Below are 19,719 nucleotides of genomic sequence, written 5' to 3' on the forward strand. Positions count from 1 at the left end.
CCTTGTCGGAAAACAGGGTGTCTCGTCAGAGACGGGAGGTCGTCAGATGCTGGCGCGGATCAGATGTCGTCGACCGAGGACGACTCGAACCGGGAGGAGATGTTGATGCCGAGCTCTTCCGCAGCGCGGTAGACCTCGTCATCGGTGTCGCGCAGGCTGACCGCGGTGCCGTCCGCCGAGAGGACCTCGACGTTCAGGCACAGGGACTGCATCTCCTTGATGAGCACCTTGAAGGACTCCGGGATGCCCGGCTCCTGGATGTTCTCACCCTTGACGATGGCCTCGTACACCTTCACGCGGCCGAGGATGTCGTCGGACTTGATGGTGAGGAGCTCCTGCAGGGCGTAGGCGGCGCCGTAGGCCTCGAGGGCCCACACCTCCATCTCGCCGAAGCGCTGCCCACCGAACTGCGCCTTACCACCGAGCGGCTGCTGGGTGATCATCGAGTACGGGCCCGTCGAGCGCGCGTGGATCTTGTCGTCGACGAGGTGGTGCAGCTTCAGGATGTACATGTAGCCGACCGAGACCGGGTCCGGGAAGGGCTCTCCCGAGCGGCCGTCGAACAGCTGCGTCTTGCCGGACGAGCCGATCAGGCGCTCACCGTCGCGGGTCGGGGTGGTGGAGTCGAGGAGCCCTGCGAGCTCCTCCTCCGCCGCACCGTCGAACACGGGGGTCGCGACCTTGGTGCCGGGCGCCGCCTCACGGGCGTGCTCGGGGAGACGCGCGGCCCACTCGGGCTGACCCTCGACCTTCCAGCCCTGCTTCGCGATCCAGCCGAGGTGGATCTCGAGGACCTGGCCGAAGTTCATGCGACCGGGGACGCCGAGCGGGTTGAGCACGATGTCGACCGGGGTGCCGTCGACCAGGAAGGGCATGTCCTCGACCGGCAGGATCTTCGAGATGACGCCCTTGTTGCCGTGGCGGCCGGCGAGCTTGTCGCCCTCGGTGATCTTGCGCTTCTGGGCGATGTAGACGACCACGCGCTGGTTGACGCCCGAGCCGAGCTCGTCGTCGCCGTCCTGCGCGTCGAACACCTTGACGCCGATGATCGTGCCGCGCTCGCCGTGGGGCACCTTGAGCGACGTGTCGCGGACCTCGCGGCTCTTCTCGTTGAAGATCGCGCGGAGCAGGCGCTCCTCGGCCGAGAGCTCGGTCTCGCCCTTGGGCGTGACCTTGCCGACGAGGATGTCGCCGGGGCGGACCTCGGCGCCGATGCGGATGATGCCGCGCTCGTCGAGGTCGGCCAGGAGCTCCGGGCTGACGTTGGGGAGATCGCGGGTGATCTCCTCCTTGCCGAGCTTGGTGTCGCGGGCGTCGACCTCGTACTCCTCGATGTGGATCGAGGAGAGGACGTCGTCCTTCACCAGGTTCTGGCTGAGGATGATCGCGTCCTCGAAGTTGTGACCCTCCCACGGCATGAACGCGACGAGCAGGTTCTTGCCGAGCGCGAGCTCGCCGTTCTCGGTCGCGGGGCCGTCGGCGACGATCTCGCCGACCTCGAGACGCTCGCCGGCCGAGACGACCACGCGGTTGTTGTACGAGGTGCCCTGGTTGGAGCGGTCGAACTTGCGCAGGTAGTAGACCTGCGTGCCGCCCTCGTCCAGCTGGACGGTGACGGTGTCGGCGGAGACCTCCTGGACCACGCCGGCCTTGTCGGCCGTGATGACGTCGCCGGCGTCGATGGCTGCGAAGCCCTCCATGCCGGTGCCGACCACGGGCGACTCGCTGCGCAGCAGCGGGACGGCCTGACGCTGCATGTTCGCTCCCATGAGGGCGCGGTTCGCGTCGTCGTGCTCGAGGAACGGGATCAGCGACGTCGCGACCGACACCATCTGGCGCGGGGAGACGTCCATGTAGTCGACGCGGCCGGCGTCGACGAGCTCGACCTCTCCGCCCTTGGGGCGGACGAGCACCTTGGGCTCGGCGAAGTGGAAGTCCTTGGTCAGCGGGGCGTTCGCCTGCGCGACCAGGTACTCGTCCTCCTCCGAGGCGGTGAGGTAGTCGATCTGCGACGTGACGAGACCGTCGACGACCTTGCGGTACGGGGTCTCGATGAAGCCGAACGAGTTGATGCGCGCGAAGGACGCGAGCGAGCCGATCAGGCCGATGTTCGGGCCCTCGGGGGTCTCGATCGGGCACATGCGTCCGTAGTGCGACGGGTGGACGTCGCGGACCTCGACGCCGGCGCGCTCACGGGAGAGACCACCGGGGCCGAGCGCCGAGAGGCGGCGCTTGTGGGTCAGACCCGCGAGCGGGTTGTTCTGGTCCATGAACTGCGACAGCTGCGACGTCCCGAAGAACTCCTTGATCGCGGCCACGACGGGGCGGACGTTGATCAGGGTCTGCGGCGTGATCGCCTCGATGTCCTGCGTGGTCATGCGCTCGCGGACGACGCGCTCCATGCGGGACAGTCCGGTGCGGACCTGGTTCTGGATCAGCTCGCCGACCGCGCGGATGCGGCGGTTGCCGAAGTGGTCGATGTCGTCGACGTCGAGGCGGAGCTCGACCGGCGCGGAGTCGCGCACACCCGGCAGGGTGGTGCGGCCGTCGTGCAGCGCGACCAGGTACTTGATGGTCGCGATGATGTCCTCGACCGTCAGCACGGAGTCGGAGAGCGCCTTGTCGATGCCGAGCTTGCGGTTGATCTTGTAGCGGCCGACCTTCGCGAGGTCGTAGCGCTTGGAGTTGAAGTAGAAGTTGTCCAGCAGCGCGCGGGCGGCCTCGGCGGCGACCTGCTCGCCCGGACGGAGCTTGCGGTAGATGTCGCGGAGAGCGTCCTCCTTGGTGAGGATGTTGTCCTTCTCGAGCGTGAGCTCGATCGACTCGTAGCCGGCGAACTGCTCGAGGATCTCCTCGCTGGTGAGGCCGAGGGCCTTGAGGAAGACGGTGACCGACTGCTTGCGCTTGCGGTCGATGCGCACGCCGACCTGGTCGCGCTTGTCGATCTCGAACTCGAGCCAGGCACCGCGGCTCGGGATGACGCGAGCCGAGTAGATGTCCTTGTCGGACGTCTTCTCCTGCTGGCGCTCGAAGTAGACGCCCGGGCTGCGGACGAGCTGGGACACGACGACACGCTCGGTGCCGTTGATGATGAACGTGCCCTTCTCGGTCATCAGCGGGAAGTCGCCCATGAAGACCGTCTGGGTCTTGATCTCACCCGTGAGGTGGTTCATGAACTCGGCCTCGACGTAGAGGGGAGCCGCGTAGGTCTTGCCGCGCTCCTTGCACTCCTCGATCGTGTACTTCTCGGGCTCGAGGTACGGGTTCGTGAAGCTCAGCTGCATCGTCTCGCTGAGGTCCTCGATCGGCGAGATCTCCTCGAAGATCTCGTCCAGACCGGAGTTGGCGGGGAGGTCCTCCCGGCCGGCGGCCTTCGCCTCGGTGACGCGGGTCTTCCACGCCTCCGAGCCGACGAGCCAGTCGAAGCTCTCGGTCTGCAGTGCGAGCAGATCCGGAACCGTCAGGGTGTCGCTGATCTTGGCGAACGAGAGACGCGAGGCTCCGCGTCCGTTCTTGGGTGAGGTGGTGGTTGCGTGGGGCGCAGCAGCCAAGGAAGGAACCTCCGTAGACCCTCGCGGGTCTCAATCTGTGGGATGTGTGGAGTGGGCTCCCGCCGGGCGGGCCGACACTCCTCCCAGCGCCGCAGCGACCGCTTTCACGCGGTCTCGGGGAGGGGGCTAGAGTGTGGCAACGACATCCACCATCTGATGTCGGGTTCCGGTGACCTGCCGACCGCAATATGACGGCATGGGTACTCGGGAGCGCAAAGTACAAATATAGGTGCAAGCGGTGGCGCAACGCAAGTGCTGATCCTTGCGCGGTGCGCGCCGGTCGGGTATACGGCCCCGCACCGGCCCGGGGGGAGTGAGCCCCGGGAGCCCGAGCAGCAGGCAGACTGTCCGGATGCAGGAGCGCAGCGGACGACGACGAGGCGACGACTCCGAGCACCCGCGCGCCGTCCTCGACAGCGGCTTCCTCGCGCAGATCGAGCCCGACCGGCACTCGACCGACGCCGTGACCCTCGTGGTCGACGGCACCCCGCAGTCGCACGTCGACCTCGCCGATCCGACGCACCTCTCCTTCGAGTACGTGCGGCGCATCGGCCACGCCATCGACCTGCTCGCCCCCGAGGGCGAGCCCCTCACCGCGCTCCACCTCGGCGCAGGGGCGCTCACCCTCCCCCGGTACGTCGCCGCGACCCGGCCGGGCTCGCGGCAGCAGGTCGTCGAGATCGAGGGCGCTCTGGTCGACCTGGTCCGGGAGGCGGTGCCGCTGCCCCGCGGCGCGCAGATCCGCATCCGTCAGGGCGATGCCCGCGAGGTGCTGGGCAAGCTCCCACCCGGGCTCCGCGGCAGCGTCGACGTGGTGGTGGTCGACATCTTCTCGGGCGCGCGCACTCCCGCGCACGTGACGAGCGCGGAGTTCTACCGCGAGATCGCTCCGCTGCTCGCCCCCGGCGGCGTGGTCGCGGTGAACGTCGCGGACGGCGGTGCGCTCGCCTTCGCCCGCGCGCAGGCGGCGACCCTGTCGTCGGTCTTCGCGCACGTCGCGATCATGACCGACACGCAGATGCTGAAGGCGAAGCGCTTCGGCAACGTCGTGATGCTCGCCTCCCCCTCTGCGCTGCCGGTGGACGCACTGCCGCGGCGCCTCGCCTCCGACCCCGCGCCCTCGAAGCTCGTGCAGGGGCGCGAGCTCGACAACTTCACGGCCGGCGCGGTCCCCGTCACCGACGACACCGCCACGCCGTCGCCGCTGCCCGCGCGCAGCATCTTCCAGGTGCGCCGGGGCTGAACCGGCCCGGCAGGCGCTCGCCGCCGAGCGTGCCCGTAAACTGGCCAGGGGGTCAGCGCCCCTCCCGTCCCCGTCGCTCGCGACCGGATCCGCACCCCTCGAGGAAGCACTGCTCTGAGCATCATCATCCGCCATGACCCTGCGACGCTCCGCGAGGAGGTCGACGTCGACGCCGCCCAGCAGCGCCTCGAGGAGATCGGCGCGCTGCGCAGCCTCGCCGCGCTGACCGAGAAGGCCGAGCTGCTGCGCCTGCTCGACCGCGTCGACGAGGCCTGGGAGGTCGCGACCGAAGCGGTCCGGCGCACCCGGTTCTCGGGCGACCGCGCGGAGCTGCTCTCGGCGCGCGTGCGTCGTGCGCGTCTGATGCAGCTGCGCGGCCGCACCGACGAGGCGCTCTCCGAGCTCGCGCTCTGCGTCGAGGAGGCGCGCACCCACGAGTGGCACCTCGAGCACTCGCTCGCCCTGAAGCACCGGGGGCTGACCCTCTTCGAGCTCGGAGAGTACGGCCGCGCCGCTCGCGACTTCGACGCCGCGACGGCGCTCGGCGAGCGGGTCGGCGTGCCCGAGGAGGAGCTCGAGGTGGCGCGCCTCGGCTTCGCGGCCGCGACCGAGTTCCAGGACGGGTCGGCCAGGGCCCCCCGCGCCGACGGCGTCCTGCGCGGACGTCGGCGCGCCGACGGCGACGAGTCCTGAGCCCGGACGCGACGCGTGGCTGAGCTCGAGCAGGTCGCCGCGTGGGCCGACGAGCTCCTCGCGGCGCACCTCGACGGGTCGTGGAGCTTCGCCTTCGACCGCGCGCGCACCCGCGCCGGCGCCTGCCACTGGGGCGACCGTCGCATCACGGTGTCGCGGCACCTCGCCGCCCGCTGGAGCGACGAGGAGGTGCGGCAGACCCTGCTGCACGAGATCGCGCACGCGCTCGCGGGCCCGAAGGCCGGACACGGTGCGGAGTGGCGCCGCACCGCCTCCCGGCTCGGCTACACCGGGACACGCACGCACAGCAGTCCGACGGCCGACGAGCTGGCGCCGTGGGTCGGCAGCTGCCCGAGCGGGCACCTCTTCTACCGCCATCGCCGCCCGAGTCGGCCGCTCGCCTGCGGCAGGTGCGCGCGCCGCTTCGACGCGGCGAACGAGATCCAGTGGCGGCGGCGGGTCGTCCCCGCGGCGGAACGCGGATGACCCTCCCGGCCGGGCAGTGGCTGGAGGAGGCCGACGGTCGTCGCTGGTGGTTCGACTCCGGGAGCACAGCCCTCGACTTCGCCTACACCGGCGCGATGCGCGGCGCACCCGGTGAGCGCCTGGGCTCCGGCGACGCGCTGGCCGCGTGGCTCCGGGAGCGGTTCGAGGGAGTGGGGGACGGCGCCGGGCTCGCCGACGCGCTGATGCTGCGAGAGGCCGTGGCGCGGCTGGCCGTCGCCGCCGAGGCGTCCGAGCCCGCTGAGCCGGCGGACGTGGACGTCGTGAACCTGTTCGCGGCGATGCCGGACATCCCGCCGTCACTGCCGGGAGGCTCGCGGCAGGCCGGTCGCTCGAGCGCGAACGGGCGCCAGGCGCTCTCGAGCATCGCCCGTCAAGCGGTCGCGCTGCTGGGCGGCGCGAGCACCGGCCGGCTGCGCCGCTGCGACGCCGAGGACTGCCGGATGCTCTACCTCGACACCTCCCGCGCCGGTTCCCGCCGCTGGTGCTCGATGCAGCGCTGCGGGAACCGGGCGAAGGTGCGGGCGCACCGCAGGCGCGCCGCCGAGGCCCAGGCCGTCAGTCGACGACCTTGACCTCTTTCCAAAACGCGACGTAGCCCGAGAAGTCCTTGCCGACGCGGTCGAACGCGGTGGGGTAGGGGTGCGGGTACGACCAGGCGCGGTCCTTCAGCAGGCCGCCGTCGGACTGCACCGAGAAGTACTGGCACTCGCCCTTCCAGGGGCAGGTGTACGGGGTGTCGCTCGGCTCGAGCAGGTCGGTCACGACGCTCGAGGGCGGGAAGTACCAGTTGCCCTCGATCGAGATCAGGTCGGAGTCGGGCGCGTCGGCGAGGACGACGTCGTTGAGAACGGCTTTCATGCGGATCTGCTTTCGGTCGCGTGGTCGGATCGGGCGGAGGCTCTGCCCCTGGGAGACGCTACGCCCGGTGGGCCGCCGGCGTGCGATCTGCAGGAGGGCGTGCGATCTGCCGGAGGATGTGCGAACCGGGGCCGTCAGCGCGGAGACCGCAGGACGGTGACGCGGTCGGCCGAGTCGACGCGAGCCGCCTCCCGCACGATGTCGGCCTTCCCGGCGGCGATGAGCACGCGGCCCGAGGCGGACGCCGAGAGCAGGTGACCGCACGCGCGGCGCAGTCCCTCGAAGGACGCGGAGGCGACGGCCGCCTCCGGCGAGACATGGTCGATCCCCAGAGCGATCAGGGCGTCGATCAGCGCGCCGGCGGCCAGCTGGTCCTCCATCGCGAAGCGCGGCTCCCCCGCCTCGCCGAGCTCGCCGACGGCGACGACGTTCACGCTCGTGCGGCCGCCGTTCTCGTGCTGGCGCTCCAGCACCCAGCGGGCGACGGCCGAGCGGTCGACGAGTCCTGCGCGGACCACGTGCCCCTCGACCGCATCGAGGTCGAGCTCTGCTCCGGGCAGGGCGTCGACCAGCACCGTGACGGGCGCGGGCGCGAGGGTGCGCAGGGCGCGGGCTCCCCAGTCGAAGCGGATCTGGTAGGTCGCCTGGTCGAAGGCGGAGGGCGCGTCGGTCACCCCGCCACGCTACCGATCGGGCGGGCTCCTACACGTCACCGCCGTCCGGCGCACCCGGTTCCCGCCCGGCGATCGGCGGAGGAGGATGGGGTTGTGAAGGTGATGCTGAAGCACGTGCTCGACACCGATCCCGACTTCGCCTGGCGGGCGCTGCAGAGTCCCGCGGTCTTCCGCGAGGTGATGTCCCCCCTCCTGACCGCGGCCTCGCTCGACGAGGGCGGGTTCCGCCCCACGTGGGGGCTCGGCCCGCACGACGTGGCGATGGACGCGCTCGGCATCGTGCCGATGGGCGCGCAGGAGATCGACCTCTCCTACCGCCGCGTGCCGTCGATGCCCGACGTGCGGATCCTCCGCGACAACGGGGCGCCGCTCTCGGGGGCGCTCCGGCTGATCACGGCCTGGGACCACCGGATGGCCGTCGCGCCGCTGCCCGACGGTCGCACGCTCTTCCGCGACCGGCTCGAGTTCGACGCGGGGATCGCCTCGCTCGCGGTCTGGCCGTCGATGTGGGCGTTCTGGCAGTGGCGCGGCACCCGCATCCGTGCCCTCGCACCGAGCTGGCGTCTCGACCTCGGGGCGGACGCCCGGCCGCGCGGGGAGGCGGCGGAATGAGCCCCGACGGCACCGCCGAAGAGGCGATCGAGCTCTCGCGCAGCGAGCTGCTGCGCTTCCGCTGGCCCTCGGGCGAGGAGGAGGCGGAGGACGACGTCGTGTCGCCGCGCCGGCGCCTCGCCTCCGCCGTCGAGGTCTCCGACTGGCGCCGCCACGTGCAGGCGATCTACGCCGAGGTGCGGCGACTCTCGAACGTCGATCTGCTCGCCGCGCACGCCTCCTGGATCCGCGGCCGCAATGCGCTGTTCGCCCGCCACCCCTCCACTCCCCTGCTCCCGGGCGATCGCGCGCACTTCCGCTCGCTGCCGGTCGCACCGTACGACGCGGGCTGGCGCTTCGAGCTCGAGGTCGCGCCCGTCGAGGAGGCGGTGCGGATGGACGTCGACACCGGCACCGACGGCACCGTCCCGTTCGAGCTCGTCGGCACCGTGGACGTGCCGCAGGCGGGCACGCTCGACGTGTGGCGGCTCGCCTCGTACGGCGGCGGGCTGTTCCTGCCGGTGAAGGACGCGCTGGCGGGGACGCCGGGCGGCACCTACGGGGGCGGTCGCTACCTCCTCGACACGGTCAAGGGAGCCGACCTCGGTCCGGGATCGACGCCGTCGACGCTCGTGCTGGACTTCAACTTCGCCTACAACCCGTCGTGCGCCTACGACCCGGCCTGGGCCTGCCCGCTCGCGCAGCAGGGCAACACGCTCGCGGTCGAGGTGCCGGTCGGGGAGCGCTACAAGGGCTGAGCAGCTGCGCCTGGGCGCGCTCGGAGGCTGGATGGATAGCCTCCGAGCGGCGCGCCGTCCGCGCCGGAGAGCAGGAACACCATGCCCCGACCCGTCCTCCTCGTCACCGGGACCTCGACCGGGATCGGCCGGGCGACGGCGATCGAGGCCGCGCGCTCCGGCTGGACGGTGGTCGCGACCGTCCGCGACCCCGAGCGCGCCACCGACCTCCGCGCCGCCGCGGAGGAGGCCCGCGTCGACCTCGACGTCGTCGCGCTGGACGTCACCGACTCCGCGTCGGTGGACGCCTGCCTCGCGCACGTCGAGAGTGCTCACGGCGGGCTCGACGCCCTCGTGAACAACGCCGGCGCCGGGCACATCGGCACGCTCGAGCTCGAGGAACCGGCGGAGCTCCGCCGGGTGATGGAGGTCAACTTCTTCGGCACGGTCGCCGTCACCCGCGCCGCGATGCCGATGCTGCGCTCCTCCCGCGGCCGGGTCGTCACGATCTCGAGCGTCGGAGGCGTCGTGGGCCAGCCGTTCAACGAGGACTACTGCGCGGCCAAGTTCGCGGTCGAGGGCTTCTTCGAGGCGCTCGCACCCGTCGCCGGAGCCGTCGGTGTGCAGGTCTCGCTGATCGAGCCGGGAGCCGTGCGCAGCAGCTTCGTCGAGAACGTCGGGATCGACGTGCACGCGATGGTCGCGAAGGCCGGCCCCTACGCCTACTCGCTGGGCTCGTACCTCGACCGCACCGCCTCCGCGTTCTCGTCGACGCACGCCCAGGATCCCGCCGATGTCGCCGTCGTGGTCCTGCAGGTCCTGAGGGCGGCCGAGGCGCCGTTCCGTGTGCAGACCTCGGACTGGGCGAGGGAGTTCGCGGGGATGAAGCTGGCCGACGTCGACGGGTCCCGCGTGCAGTCCGCCATGCGCGGATGGATCGGCACCCACTAGGGTGGAGGGGTGCGAGCGCGAAGACTGCGCTCCCCCGCGTCGTAGAACGCCCCTTGTCCCCTGACGATCATCGAGATCCGAGGACTCTGACGAATCGAGGACTCCCGTCCCGATCACCTGGCGCACGTGCATGAGGCCCCTGGCCGCGCGCACCCCTTCGTACGGCGAACGGATGTGACCACCGTCACCTTCGCCCGAACGTCGATCACCCGCGCCCGGCCACCCGCCGACGCGAGCCGCGATCGACATTGATGCCCGAAAGGCACCACCGCATGTCGACCATCCCCTCCTTCAGCGCCCTCGGCGTTCCCGCCCCCCTCGTCGCCGCGCTCACCGCGAACGGCATCACGGAGCCGTTCCCCATCCAGGTGGACACGCTCCCCGACACCCTGAACGGCCGCGACGTCCTCGGACGCGGCAAGACCGGCTCGGGCAAGACCCTCGCCTTCGCCATCCCGATGATCGCCCGCCTCGGCGGCTCGCTCGCCGGCGGCCGCCGCCGCCCGGGTCGCCCGCTCGGACTGATCCTCGCCCCGACCCGCGAGCTCGCCACGCAGATCACCGCTGCCATGCAGCCGCTGGCCGATGCCTACGGCATCGTCACCACCACGATCTTCGGCGGCGTCTCGCAGCAGCGTCAGGTCGCGGCCCTCAAGCAGGGCGTCGACATCGTCGTGGCCTGCCCCGGCCGCCTCGAGGACCTCATGAAGCAGGGCTTCGTGAACCTCGACGCCGTCGAGATCACCGTGCTCGACGAGGCCGACCACATGGCCGACCTCGGCTTCCTGCCCGTCGTCACGCGCATCCTCGACAAGACCCCCCGCGGCGGACAGCGCCTGCTGTTCTCGGCCACGCTCGACAACGGCGTGGACAAGCTGGTCAAGAAGTACCTCCAGAACGAGGTGCTGCACTCGGTCGACGAGGCCAACTCCCCCGTCGCGCTGATGACCCACCACGTCTTCGAGGTCGACGGTCTCGACTCCAAGAACGCGCTCGTGAAGACCCTCGCCTCGGGCGCCGGACGCCGCATCCTCTTCATGCGCACCAAGCACACTGCGAAGAAGCTCGCCAAGCAGCTCACCGCGCAGGGGATCCCCGCGGTCGACCTGCACGGCAACCTCTCGCAGGTCGCCCGCGACCGCAACCTCGCCGCGTTCGGCGCCGGCACCGTGAAGGTGCTCGTCGCCACCGACGTCGCCGCCCGCGGCGTGCACGTGGACGACGTCGAGCTCGTCATCCACGTCGACCCGCCCATGGAGCACAAGGCGTACCTGCACCGCTCGGGCCGCACCGCCCGCGCCGGCAGCGAGGGCGACGTCGTCACGGTCGTGCTGCCCACGCAGCGCGGCGACGTGAAGACGCTGCTGCGCAAGGCCGCCATCCAGGTCACGCCCCAGCACGTCTCGGCCGACTCGGCCGTCGTCTCGAAGCTCGTCGGCGACGTCGCGCCCTACGTGACGCCGACCGCCGTCGTCGAGCCGGTCCGCGGCCAGTCGCAGGGTGGCCGCTCGCAGGGCGCGAACGCCCAGCGCAAGCGCGTCGCACGCACCGAGGGCGGCGCAGCTCCCCGCGGTGGACGCGGCGACCGCTCGGCGGCTCCCGCCTCCGACCGCCCCCGTCGCGACCGCACCTCCTCCGAGGGCGGCGCCCGCGGCGGACGCGGCCGCACCCCCGCCTCCACCGGCGGCGGCTCGCGCTCCTTCTACAGCACCGCCACCGGCGGCGCCTCCTCCGCTGCCCCCTCCGGCGGCGGCGAGCGCCGCGGCGGCCGCCGCGCGCAGGGCTGAACCTGTTCGCGCGCCGCGCAGCGGCGCGCCGCGGTCGGCAGACCGCGTGGTCGCGACCCGCAGAGCGGGTTGCGACCGGCTACGCCGATTCGCTCGCACGCGAATCGCCGGTTCGCCTCGCGGGTGCTCGGCTGGTCTGCAGATGACACTGCGGGATCGAAGCGCGGCGCAGAGAACTCAGGAAGGCCGGGCGGACTCGGACGACACCAGTCGTTCGGGTCCGCCCGGCCTTTTCTGCGTCCCGTAGGGACCGTCTCGCGTGCACAACCGAGGTTCAGCGCGCCAGGCGGCCCGCCCACGGGCCGACGCTGCGTCTCACCCTCGGTTGCGCACACCAAATGAGCCGCGGAAGCCACCACCTCGACCCGGCGAGCACCCTGCACGCACGGCGAAGCCCAACGCGTGATTCGCGTGTCAGCGAATCGCGCTAGGCGGAACGCAGGACGCTCTGCGGAACCCACCACCTCGCGAAGCCGACCGCGGTGAGCCGCCGCGCGGCTCACAAGAAGGCACCGCGAACGCGTGATTCGCGTGCGAGCGAATCGCGCTAGGCGGAACGCGGGACGCTCTGCGGAACCCGACCACTCCGCGAAGCCGACCGCGGTGAGCCGCCTCGCGGCTCACCAATTGGCACGCGAGTGCGCGCGCCCCTTCAGCGGAGGCGCCCCACCGAGGCGAGAGCGGCGCGCACGAGCATGCCGCGGCCCCCCTCCATCTCGGCGGAGACGGCGTCGGAGGAGGCCTCGTCGGGGGTCATCCAGGTCAGCTCGAGGGCGTCCTGGCGCGGGTCGCAGGTGCCGGTGACGGGGACCACGTAGGCGAGCGAGACGGCGTGCTGGCGCTCGTCGGTGAAGGGGCCCATGCCGGGCATGGGGAAGTACTCGGCGACGTGGAAGGGCAACGGGCTCGCGGGCAGGAGGGGGAACGCCATCGGCCCGAGGTCCTTCTCGAGGTGGCGGAACAGCGCGTCGCGCAGCGTCTCCCCGTACATCACGCGGCCCGACACGATGGTGCGGGTGATCTGACCGGAGGGCGTCGCTCGGAGGAGCACTCCCACCTCGGTCACCTGGCCGAGGCCGTCGACCCGCACGGGCACCGCCTCGACGTACAGGAGCGGCAGTCGACGGCGGATGTCGGCGAGTTCGTCATCGGACAGCCACCCGGAGTTCGGGTCAGGGGTGCGCACGCTCATACGCTCATTCTTACCCGACGTTGATGTCCGTCCGGTTTCGCGGGCGGACTCGGCGGTGCCCTGGACGATGATGGTCGGATGGGAATCGATCCGAACGCGGTGCTGTGGTCCTCCTCCGAGAAGGACCGGGCCGGGCGTCCGCTCCTCGTGCTGCTGCACGGCTACGGCTCGCACGAGGGCGACCTGTTCTCGCTCGGGGTCTACCTGCCGCTGCAGCCGGTGCTGGCGTCGCTCCGTGCGCCGCTCGCACTCGGCGGCGGCGCGAACGCGTGGTGGCCGCTCCGGGTGCCGCTCGTCCCCGGCGAGCCGCGCGCGGATCCCGCGGCCGTCGACGCGGCGACGCAGGGGGTCCTGGAATGGCTCGACTCCGTCGACCACGCGGGTCCCGTCGGTCTGCTCGGGTTCTCGCAGGGCGCCGCGCTCGCCGTGCAGCTGCTGCGCCGCGCGCCCGAGAGGTTCGCGTTCGCCGTCGCGCTGTCGGGCTTCGTCGTGCCGGTCGGGCCGGGGGACGAGGGCGACGCCCGGCTGGCGCGCGAGCGCCCGGACGTGTTCTGGGGTCGCGGGACGCTCGACACGGTCATCCCGCAGGAGCTCGTGTCGGACGCCGCGGCGTGGTTCCCCGAGCACACGTCGCTCGACGCGCGGGTCTACGAGGGGGTGGCGCACGGAGTCGGGCAGGACGAGCTGACCGATGTGGCGGCGTTCATCCGCACGCGATTCGCCTGATCCCGGGGCCTCGGGCGCGGCGTCAAGGGTTTGCCCTCGGCGGACGCCCGCGGCAGTGTCGGTGGTGGCAGGGAGGATGAACGCATGCCAGACGTCCTCGATCGCTTCTCCCCCGCCACGCGCGCGTGGTTCGAGGGCGCGTTCCCGGCCCCCACCGCCGCCCAGGAGGGCGCCTGGACGGCGATCTCGAGCGGCTCGCACGCTCTCGTGGTCGCTCCGACCGGGTCGGGCAAGACGCTGTCGGCGTTCCTCTGGGCGATCGACAGGCTCGTCCAGGGTCCTCCTCCGGAGGATCCGCAGCACCGCACGCGCGTGCTCTACGTGTCGCCGCTCAAGGCCCTCGGCGTCGATGTCGAGCGGAACCTCCGGTCGCCGCTCGTCGGCGTCACGCAGACCGCGCTCCGCCTGAGCGCAGAGGGGATCGGCTCAGCGCCCTCCACGGTCACCGTGGGCGTCCGCTCCGGCGACACCCCGGCGGCCGAGCGGCGCGTGCTGCAGAAGACCCCGCCGGACATCCTGATCACCACTCCCGAGTCGCTCTACCTGATGCTGACCTCCGCCGCGCGCGAGTCGCTGCGCGGGGTCGAGACCGTGATCGTCGACGAGGTGCACGCCGTCGCGTCGACCAAGCGCGGCGCCCACCTCGCCGTGTCGCTCGAGCGGCTCGACGCCCTCCTGCCGAAGCCCGTGCAGCGCATCGGCCTGTCGGCGACGGTGCGTCCGCGCGAGGAGGTGGCGCGCTTCCTCGCGGGCCGCTCGCCCGTGCAGATCGTCGCTCCCGCCTCCGAGAAGCGCTGGGACCTCAGCGTGATCGTCCCCGTCGAGGACATGTCCGAGCTCGGCGCGACCACCCAGCAGGAGGGGTCGACGATGGGCGCCACCGGTCCGCAGAGCGGATCGATCTGGCCCCACATCGAGGAGTCGATCGTCGATCGCGTCCTCGCGCACACCTCCTCCATCGTCTTCGCCAACTCGCGGCGCCTCGCCGAGCGGCTCACCGCGCGGCTCAACGAGATCTACGCCGAGCGCCGCGAGACCGCCGCCGAGCAGCGCCGCGAGGCGGGCGAGCCCGTCGCCGTCGGCGCGCTCCTCGAGGAGGCGGTGGGGTCGGGGCCGCGCCGCCCGCCCGCGGAGGCGATGGGCGCGTCGGGCGCGACCAGCGGCTCCGGGCAGTCGGCTCCCGACGACGAGCCGCTGCTCGCCCGTGCGCACCACGGCTCGGTGAGCAAGGAGCAGCGCGCGATCATCGAGGACGACCTCAAGTCGGGGAGACTCCGCTGCGTCGTCGCCACCTCGAGCCTCGAGCTCGGCATCGACATGGGCGCCGTCGACCTGGTCGTCCAGGTCGAGACTCCACCCTCCGTCGCGAGCGCCCTGCAGCGGGTCGGCCGCGCCGGCCACCAGGTCGGCGAGATCTCGCGGGGCTCGTTCTACCCCAAGCACCGAGCCGATCTGCTGCACTCCGCCGTCACCACCGAGCGGATGCGCACCGGCCTCATCGAGGCGATCTCGGTGCCGGCCAACCCGCTCGACATCCTCGCCCAGCAGACCGTCGCGGCCACCGCGCTCGACGCGCTCGACGTCGACGAGTGGTTCGACACGGTCCGCCGCAGCGCCCCGTTCGTCTCACTGCCCCGCTCGGCCTACGAGGCGACGCTCGACCTGCTCTCGGGGCGCTACCCCTCCGACCAGTTCGCCGAGCTCAGGCCGCGCCTGGTGTGGGACCGCGACGCCAACACGCTGACCGGACGCCCCGGTGCTCAGCGACTCGCCGTGACGAGCGGCGGCACCATCCCCGACCGCGGCCTCTTCGGCGTCTTCATGGTCGGCGAGCCCGGATCGACCGGCAACCGCGTGGGCGAGCTCGACGAGGAGATGGTCTACGAGTCCCGCGTCGGCGACGTGTTCGCGCTCGGAGCGACGAGCTGGCGGATCCAGGAGATCACCTACGACCGTGTGATCGTCACTCCGGCGTTCGGCGAGCCCGGGCGCCTCCCGTTCTGGAAGGGCGACTCGCAGGGCCGCCCCGCCGAGCTCGGCGAGGCGATCGGAGCCTTCACCCGCGAGATCGGCGGCGCGCTCCCCGATCCGGCGCGCGAGCGCTGCGCGGCCGCCGGGCTCGACACCTTCGCGACGAACAACCTGCTGTCCTTCCTCGACGAGCAGCGGATCGCCACCGGGCAGATCCCCGACGACCGCACCCTCGTGCTCGAGCGCTTCCGCGACGAGCTCGGCGACTGGCGGCTCGTCCTGCACTCCCCCTACGGCATGCAGGTCCACTCGCCGTGGGCGCTCGCCATCGGCGCGCGGGTGCGCGAGCGGCACGGAGTCGACGGCGCGGCGATGGCGGGCGACGACGGCATCGTGGTCCGCATCCCCGACACCGAGTCGGAGCCTCCGGGGGCCGAGCTCTTCCTCTTCGAGCGCGAGGAGCTCGAGCAGCTCGTCACCAGCGAGGTCGGCGGCTCCGCGCTCTTCGCGGCGCGCTTCCGCGAGTGCGCGGCGCGGGCGCTCCTCCTGCCCCGCTACAACCCGGGCAAGCGGTCGCCGCTCTGGCAGCAGCGCCAGCGAGCGGCCCAGCTCCTCGATGTCGCGCGCACCTACCCGACGTTCCCGATCATCCTCGAGACCGTGCGCGAGTGCCTCCAGGACGTCTACGACCTGCCCGCCCTCCTCCGCCTCGCCGCCCGGCTCGACGGTCGCGAGCTGCGGATCCTCGAGGTCGAGACGCCGACCGCGAGCCCGTTCGCCCGCTCGATGCTGTTCGGCTACGTCGCAGCCTTCATGTACGAGGGCGACAGCCCGCTCGCCGAGCGCCGCGCGGCCGCGCTCTCGGTCGACGCGGCCCTGCTGGGCGAGCTCCTCGGACGCGCCGAGCTGCGCGAGCTGCTCGACCCCGCGGTGCTCGCGCAGATCGAGCGCGAGCTGCAGCGGGTGGAGCCCGAGCGGCGCCTGCGCGGGCTCGAGGGTGCCGCCGACCTCCTCCGCCTGCTGGGTCCGCTGACCCTCGACGAGCTCGGCGAACGGCTCGTGGACGAGTCGGTCGCCTCGGCCGATGTCGCCGCCGCGCCGCCGCTCGCTCGCGAGGCGCTCGAGTCGCACCTCGCCGACCTCGTCCGCGCCAAGCGCGTCCTCCCCGTCGGCATCGGCGGCGAGCAGCGCTACGCGGCGATGGAGGACGCCTCCCGGCTCCGCGACGCGCTGGGCGTGCCCCTCCCGATCGGCGTGCCGGTCGCCTTCATCGATCCCGTGCGCGACCCGCTCGGCGATCTCGTGGCGCGCTACGCCCGCACGCACGGCCCGTTCGCCGCCCCCGCCGTCGCGACCCGGCTCGGGCTCGGAGTCGCCGTCGTCACCGACACGCTGCGCCGGCTCTCGGGCGAGCGCCGGGTCACCGAGGGCGAGTTCCGCCCCGACGGCACCGGCACCGAGTGGTGCGACGCCGAGGTCCTCCGCCGCCTCCGCAGCCGCTCCCTGGCCGCGCTCCGCAAGGAGGTCGAGCCGGTCGACGCCGCCACCTACGGCCGCTTCCTGCCCGCGTGGCAGCACGTCGGAGGCTCGCTCCGCGGCATCGACGGCGTCGCCTCCGTCATCGACCAGCTCGCCGGGGCGCCGATCCCGGCGTCGGCATGGGAGTCGCTGATCCTGCCCGCGCGCGTGCGCGACTACTCCCCCGCCATGCTCGACGAGCTGACGGCGACCGGCGAGGTCCTCTGGGCCGGCGCCGGCACCCTGCCCGGCAACGACGGCTGGGTCAGCCTGCACCTCGCCGACACCGCCGGTCTCACTCTCCCGGTGCCCGCCGTCGAGGCGGTCCCGCTCGGTGAGCTTCAGCAGGAGATCGTGGGCGTGCTCGGCTCGGGCGGAGGCTACTTCTTCCGCCAGCTCTCCGACGCGGTCGGCTCGACCGACGACGCGCGCCTCGTCGAGGCGCTGTGGGAGCTGGTCTGGGCGGGCCTGCTGACCAACGACACCCTCGCTCCGCTGCGCACCCTGGTCGGCTCGACCGGGGGCGCGCACCGCCAGCCCCGCGCGCCGGCGAGGGCCCGCGCGCCCCGCGGACGCATGACCGCGCGCCCGACCATGGCCACCCGCGTCGGACCGCCCACCGCCGGCGGCCGCTGGTCGATCGTGCCGCTGGCCGAGTCCGACCCGACGATCCGCGGGCACGCCCTCGGCGAGACGCTCCTCGAGCGCTACGGCATCGTGACCCGCGGCTCGGTGCAGGCCGAGGGGGTGCTCGGAGGCTTCGCGCTCGCCTACAAGGTCCTCAGCGGCTTCGAGCAGCAGGGGCGCGCGCGTCGCGGCTACTTCATCGAGAAGCTCGGCGCCGCCCAGTTCGGCACCGCCGGCAGCGTCGACCGGCTGCGCACCTTCGTGCCGCAGGACGAGGTGCGCGAGCGCCCGCGTCCCGTCCTGGCCCTCGCGGCGACCGACCCCGCGAACCCCTTCGGCGCGGCGCTCCCGTGGCCGCAGGGCGAGGGCCACCGACCGGGCCGCAAGGCCGGCGCCCTCGTCGCCATCGTCGACGGCGCGCTCGCCGTCTACCTCGAGCGCGGCGGCAAGACCGCCCTCACCTTCACCGATGACGAGTCGGCACTCGCCGACGCGGCCGGCGCGCTCAGCCAGCTGGTCCGCTCGCGTGGCGTCGAGAAGCTCACGGTCGAGAAGATCGACGGAGTCTTCGCGCTCGGCACGCCGCTCGGCGACGCCCTCACCGCCGCCGGTTTCGTCGCCAACCCGCGCGGGCTCAGGATGCGCGCATGAGCCGCGGGGGGAGCCTCCGTGCCCGAGGGTGACACCGTCTACCGGTCGGCCCACAACCTCGCCGAGGCGCTCGACGGCCAGGTCCTGACCCGCTGCGACGTGCGCGTCCCGAAGTTCGCGACCGTCGACCTCACCGGCGAGACGATCGACTCGGTCGTGCCGCGCGGCAAGCACCTCCTGATGCGCGTCGGCGACGCCGTCATCCACTCCCACCTCAAGATGGAGGGCAGCTGGCACCTCTACGCGATCGGTGCCGGCGAGCGGCCGAGATGGCACCGTCCCGCCTTCCAGGCGCGCATCGTGCTCGAGACCGCCGAGTGGCAGGCCGTCGGCTTCGAGCTCGGGCTGCTCGAGATCGTGCCGCGTGCCGCGGAGGAGGACGTCGTCGGCTATCTCGGCCCCGACCTCCTCGGCCCCGACTGGGACGCGGACGAGGCACTGCGCCGCCTCTCGGCCGACCCCGAGCGCCCGATCGGCCTCGCCCTGCTCGACCAGCGGATCATGGCCGGCCTCGGCAACGTCTACCGCGCCGAGCTCTGCTTCCTCCGCGGGGTGCTGCCCACCCGCCCGGTCGGCGAGAGCGGCGACCTCGCGCGCACCATCGCCCTCGCGCGGCAGCTCATCACGGCCAACCGCGAGCGCATCGAGCGCACCACCACCGGCAACCTGCGCCCGGGCCAGCAGCTGTGGGTCTACGGCCGCGACCGCAAGCCGTGCCGCCGCTGCCGCACCCCGATCCTCCGCGGCGAGCTCGGCGACGACGAACTGCAGCTGCGAGTCACCTACTGGTGCCCGCACTGCCAGACCTGAGGTCGGGCTACTCCTCGACCGCCGAGCGGTGCCCGGGGACGTGCTTGACGTGCAGGTCGAGGTCGGTGAGCCGCTCGATGCGGTCGACGTGGCGCCCGACCTCGGCGCCGTCGGTGACGATCCAGCTGCCGACCAGGAGGAAGCCGTCGCGACCGCCAGCGGTCAGCGGGCCGGTGACGGTGAAGGAGCCGATCGTCGGGGTCGAGAAGGTCACCCGCACCGGGTCGCCGTGCGACAGCCCGTCGGCCGAGCGATCGGTCTCGCCGGCCTCGTCCGACGAGTCGCCCGCGAGCGCGATGCTCTGGATCTCGGTCGCAGTGCTGAGGAAGACGTCGGCGACGACCAGCTCGCCTCCCACCGCGCGGCGCACGACTCCCTCGATGCCGTACAGGCCGTAACGGGGCGAGCGGACGAGGACGCGCGCCGTGTCGCCGACGACGATCTCGGCCAGCGCCCCGCGGATCGACTGCATCTCGCGTCGGGCGGGCGGGGCGGACAGGGCGTCGAGGATCGGGCTGCGCATCCGATCAGGGTAGCCGCCGCGGACGGCACGCGCCGGAACGGGCCCGCGAGCGCTCGCGAAGGCCTCGCGAACACGGAAGGCCCCGCAGCTGCAGGGCCTTCGAAGGAGT

At 72.5% G+C, this 19,719-nt stretch carries 16 protein-coding genes; 11 read left to right on the forward strand and 5 right to left on the reverse strand.

What is annotated here, in order from left to right; genetic code table 11:
* Positions 1 to 59: 59 nt before the first annotated feature.
* A complete protein-coding gene (gene rpoB / locus GRS96_RS16795; protein WP_159852452.1) occupies positions 60 to 3,551 on the reverse strand; it encodes a DNA-directed RNA polymerase subunit beta in 3,492 nt (1,163 codons plus the stop codon).
* A gap of 352 nt (positions 3,552 to 3,903) precedes the next feature.
* Between rpoB and GRS96_RS16800 the strand changes: the two genes are divergently transcribed.
* The 4 genes from GRS96_RS16800 to GRS96_RS16815 all read left to right on the forward strand — a co-directional run bounded on the left by GRS96_RS16800 (position 3,904) and on the right by GRS96_RS16815 (position 6,566).
* Positions 3,904 to 4,794, forward strand: coding sequence for a spermidine synthase (locus tag GRS96_RS16800; RefSeq protein WP_159989007.1), 891 nt, complete (start codon positions 3,904 to 3,906; stop codon positions 4,792 to 4,794).
* A gap of 345 nt (positions 4,795 to 5,139) precedes the next feature.
* Complete coding sequence (locus GRS96_RS20505; protein WP_204162102.1) at positions 5,140 to 5,487, forward strand: hypothetical protein; 348 nt, start codon at positions 5,140 to 5,142, stop codon at positions 5,485 to 5,487.
* 15 nt (positions 5,488 to 5,502) lie between these two features.
* Complete coding sequence (locus tag GRS96_RS16810) at positions 5,503 to 5,973, forward strand: SprT-like domain-containing protein (protein WP_159989008.1); 471 nt, start codon at positions 5,503 to 5,505, stop codon at positions 5,971 to 5,973.
* Positions 5,970 to 6,566 (forward strand): CGNR zinc finger domain-containing protein, encoded by a 597-nt coding sequence (locus GRS96_RS16815; protein ID WP_236553650.1) that lies wholly within the window; start codon positions 5,970 to 5,972, stop codon positions 6,564 to 6,566. Before GRS96_RS16810 ends, GRS96_RS16815 begins: the two co-directional genes overlap by 4 nt.
* Here GRS96_RS16815 and GRS96_RS16820 read toward each other — a convergent pair.
* A complete protein-coding gene (locus GRS96_RS16820; protein WP_159852458.1) occupies positions 6,550 to 6,852 on the reverse strand; it encodes a DUF427 domain-containing protein in 303 nt (100 codons plus the stop codon). The genes GRS96_RS16815 and GRS96_RS16820 overlap by 17 nt on opposite strands.
* A gap of 134 nt (positions 6,853 to 6,986) precedes the next feature.
* Positions 6,987 to 7,526 carry a 2-phosphosulfolactate phosphatase gene (locus GRS96_RS16825; RefSeq protein ID WP_159852460.1) on the reverse strand — a complete coding sequence of 180 codons (540 nt, stop codon included), beginning with the start codon at positions 7,524 to 7,526 and terminating at the stop codon, positions 6,987 to 6,989.
* 93 nt (positions 7,527 to 7,619) lie between these two features.
* Between GRS96_RS16825 and GRS96_RS16830 the strand changes: the two genes are divergently transcribed.
* The 4 genes from GRS96_RS16830 (at position 7,620) to GRS96_RS16845 (ending at position 11,592) form a co-directional block, all read left to right on the forward strand.
* Positions 7,620 to 8,138: a hypothetical protein gene (locus tag GRS96_RS16830; protein ID WP_159989009.1), complete on the forward strand. Its 519-nt coding sequence runs from the start codon at positions 7,620 to 7,622 to the stop codon at positions 8,136 to 8,138.
* A complete protein-coding gene (locus tag GRS96_RS16835) occupies positions 8,135 to 8,875 on the forward strand; it encodes a DUF1684 domain-containing protein (RefSeq protein ID WP_159989010.1) in 741 nt (246 codons plus the stop codon). The genes GRS96_RS16830 and GRS96_RS16835 overlap by 4 nt, the downstream gene beginning before the upstream one ends.
* Positions 8,876 to 8,956: 81 nt before the next feature.
* Positions 8,957 to 9,805, forward strand: coding sequence for an SDR family oxidoreductase (locus GRS96_RS16840; RefSeq protein WP_159989011.1), 849 nt, complete (start codon positions 8,957 to 8,959; stop codon positions 9,803 to 9,805).
* Positions 9,806 to 10,077: 272 nt separating this feature from the next.
* Entirely contained in the window at positions 10,078 to 11,592 is a 1,515-nt protein-coding gene (locus tag GRS96_RS16845; RefSeq protein WP_159989012.1) for a DEAD/DEAH box helicase, read from the forward strand.
* A 652-nt stretch (positions 11,593 to 12,244) separates the two neighbouring features.
* On the opposite strand, the gene GRS96_RS16850 is transcribed toward GRS96_RS16845, so the two are convergent.
* Positions 12,245 to 12,784, reverse strand: a complete 540-nt coding sequence (locus tag GRS96_RS16850) for an NUDIX hydrolase family protein (protein ID WP_159852468.1) — start codon at positions 12,782 to 12,784, stop codon at positions 12,245 to 12,247.
* 78 nt (positions 12,785 to 12,862) lie between these two features.
* Here GRS96_RS16850 and GRS96_RS16855 point away from each other — a divergent pair, with 78 nt between their 5' ends.
* The 3 genes from GRS96_RS16855 to GRS96_RS16865 all read left to right on the forward strand — a co-directional run bounded on the left by GRS96_RS16855 (position 12,863) and on the right by GRS96_RS16865 (position 19,087).
* Complete coding sequence (locus GRS96_RS16855; protein ID WP_159852470.1) at positions 12,863 to 13,510, forward strand: alpha/beta hydrolase; 648 nt, start codon at positions 12,863 to 12,865, stop codon at positions 13,508 to 13,510.
* Between the two features lie 84 nt (positions 13,511 to 13,594).
* Positions 13,595 to 18,277, forward strand: a complete 4,683-nt coding sequence (locus GRS96_RS16860; protein ID WP_159852472.1) for an ATP-dependent helicase — start codon at positions 13,595 to 13,597, stop codon at positions 18,275 to 18,277.
* An 18-nt stretch (positions 18,278 to 18,295) separates the two neighbouring features.
* Positions 18,296 to 19,087, forward strand: a complete 792-nt coding sequence (locus GRS96_RS16865) for a DNA-formamidopyrimidine glycosylase family protein (RefSeq protein ID WP_159852474.1) — start codon at positions 18,296 to 18,298, stop codon at positions 19,085 to 19,087.
* 7 nt (positions 19,088 to 19,094) lie between these two features.
* Here GRS96_RS16865 and GRS96_RS16870 read toward each other — a convergent pair whose 3' ends face one another.
* The gene (locus GRS96_RS16870) at positions 19,095 to 19,610 is read right to left on the reverse strand and encodes a hypothetical protein (RefSeq protein ID WP_159989013.1); all 516 of its coding nucleotides are present in this window, start codon (positions 19,608 to 19,610) and stop codon (positions 19,095 to 19,097) included.
* Positions 19,611 to 19,719: the final 109 nt, after the last annotated feature.

The sequence above is a fragment of the Rathayibacter sp. VKM Ac-2803 genome, from assembly GCF_009807175.1.
Classification (GTDB): Bacteria; Actinomycetota; Actinomycetes; order Actinomycetales; family Microbacteriaceae; genus Rathayibacter.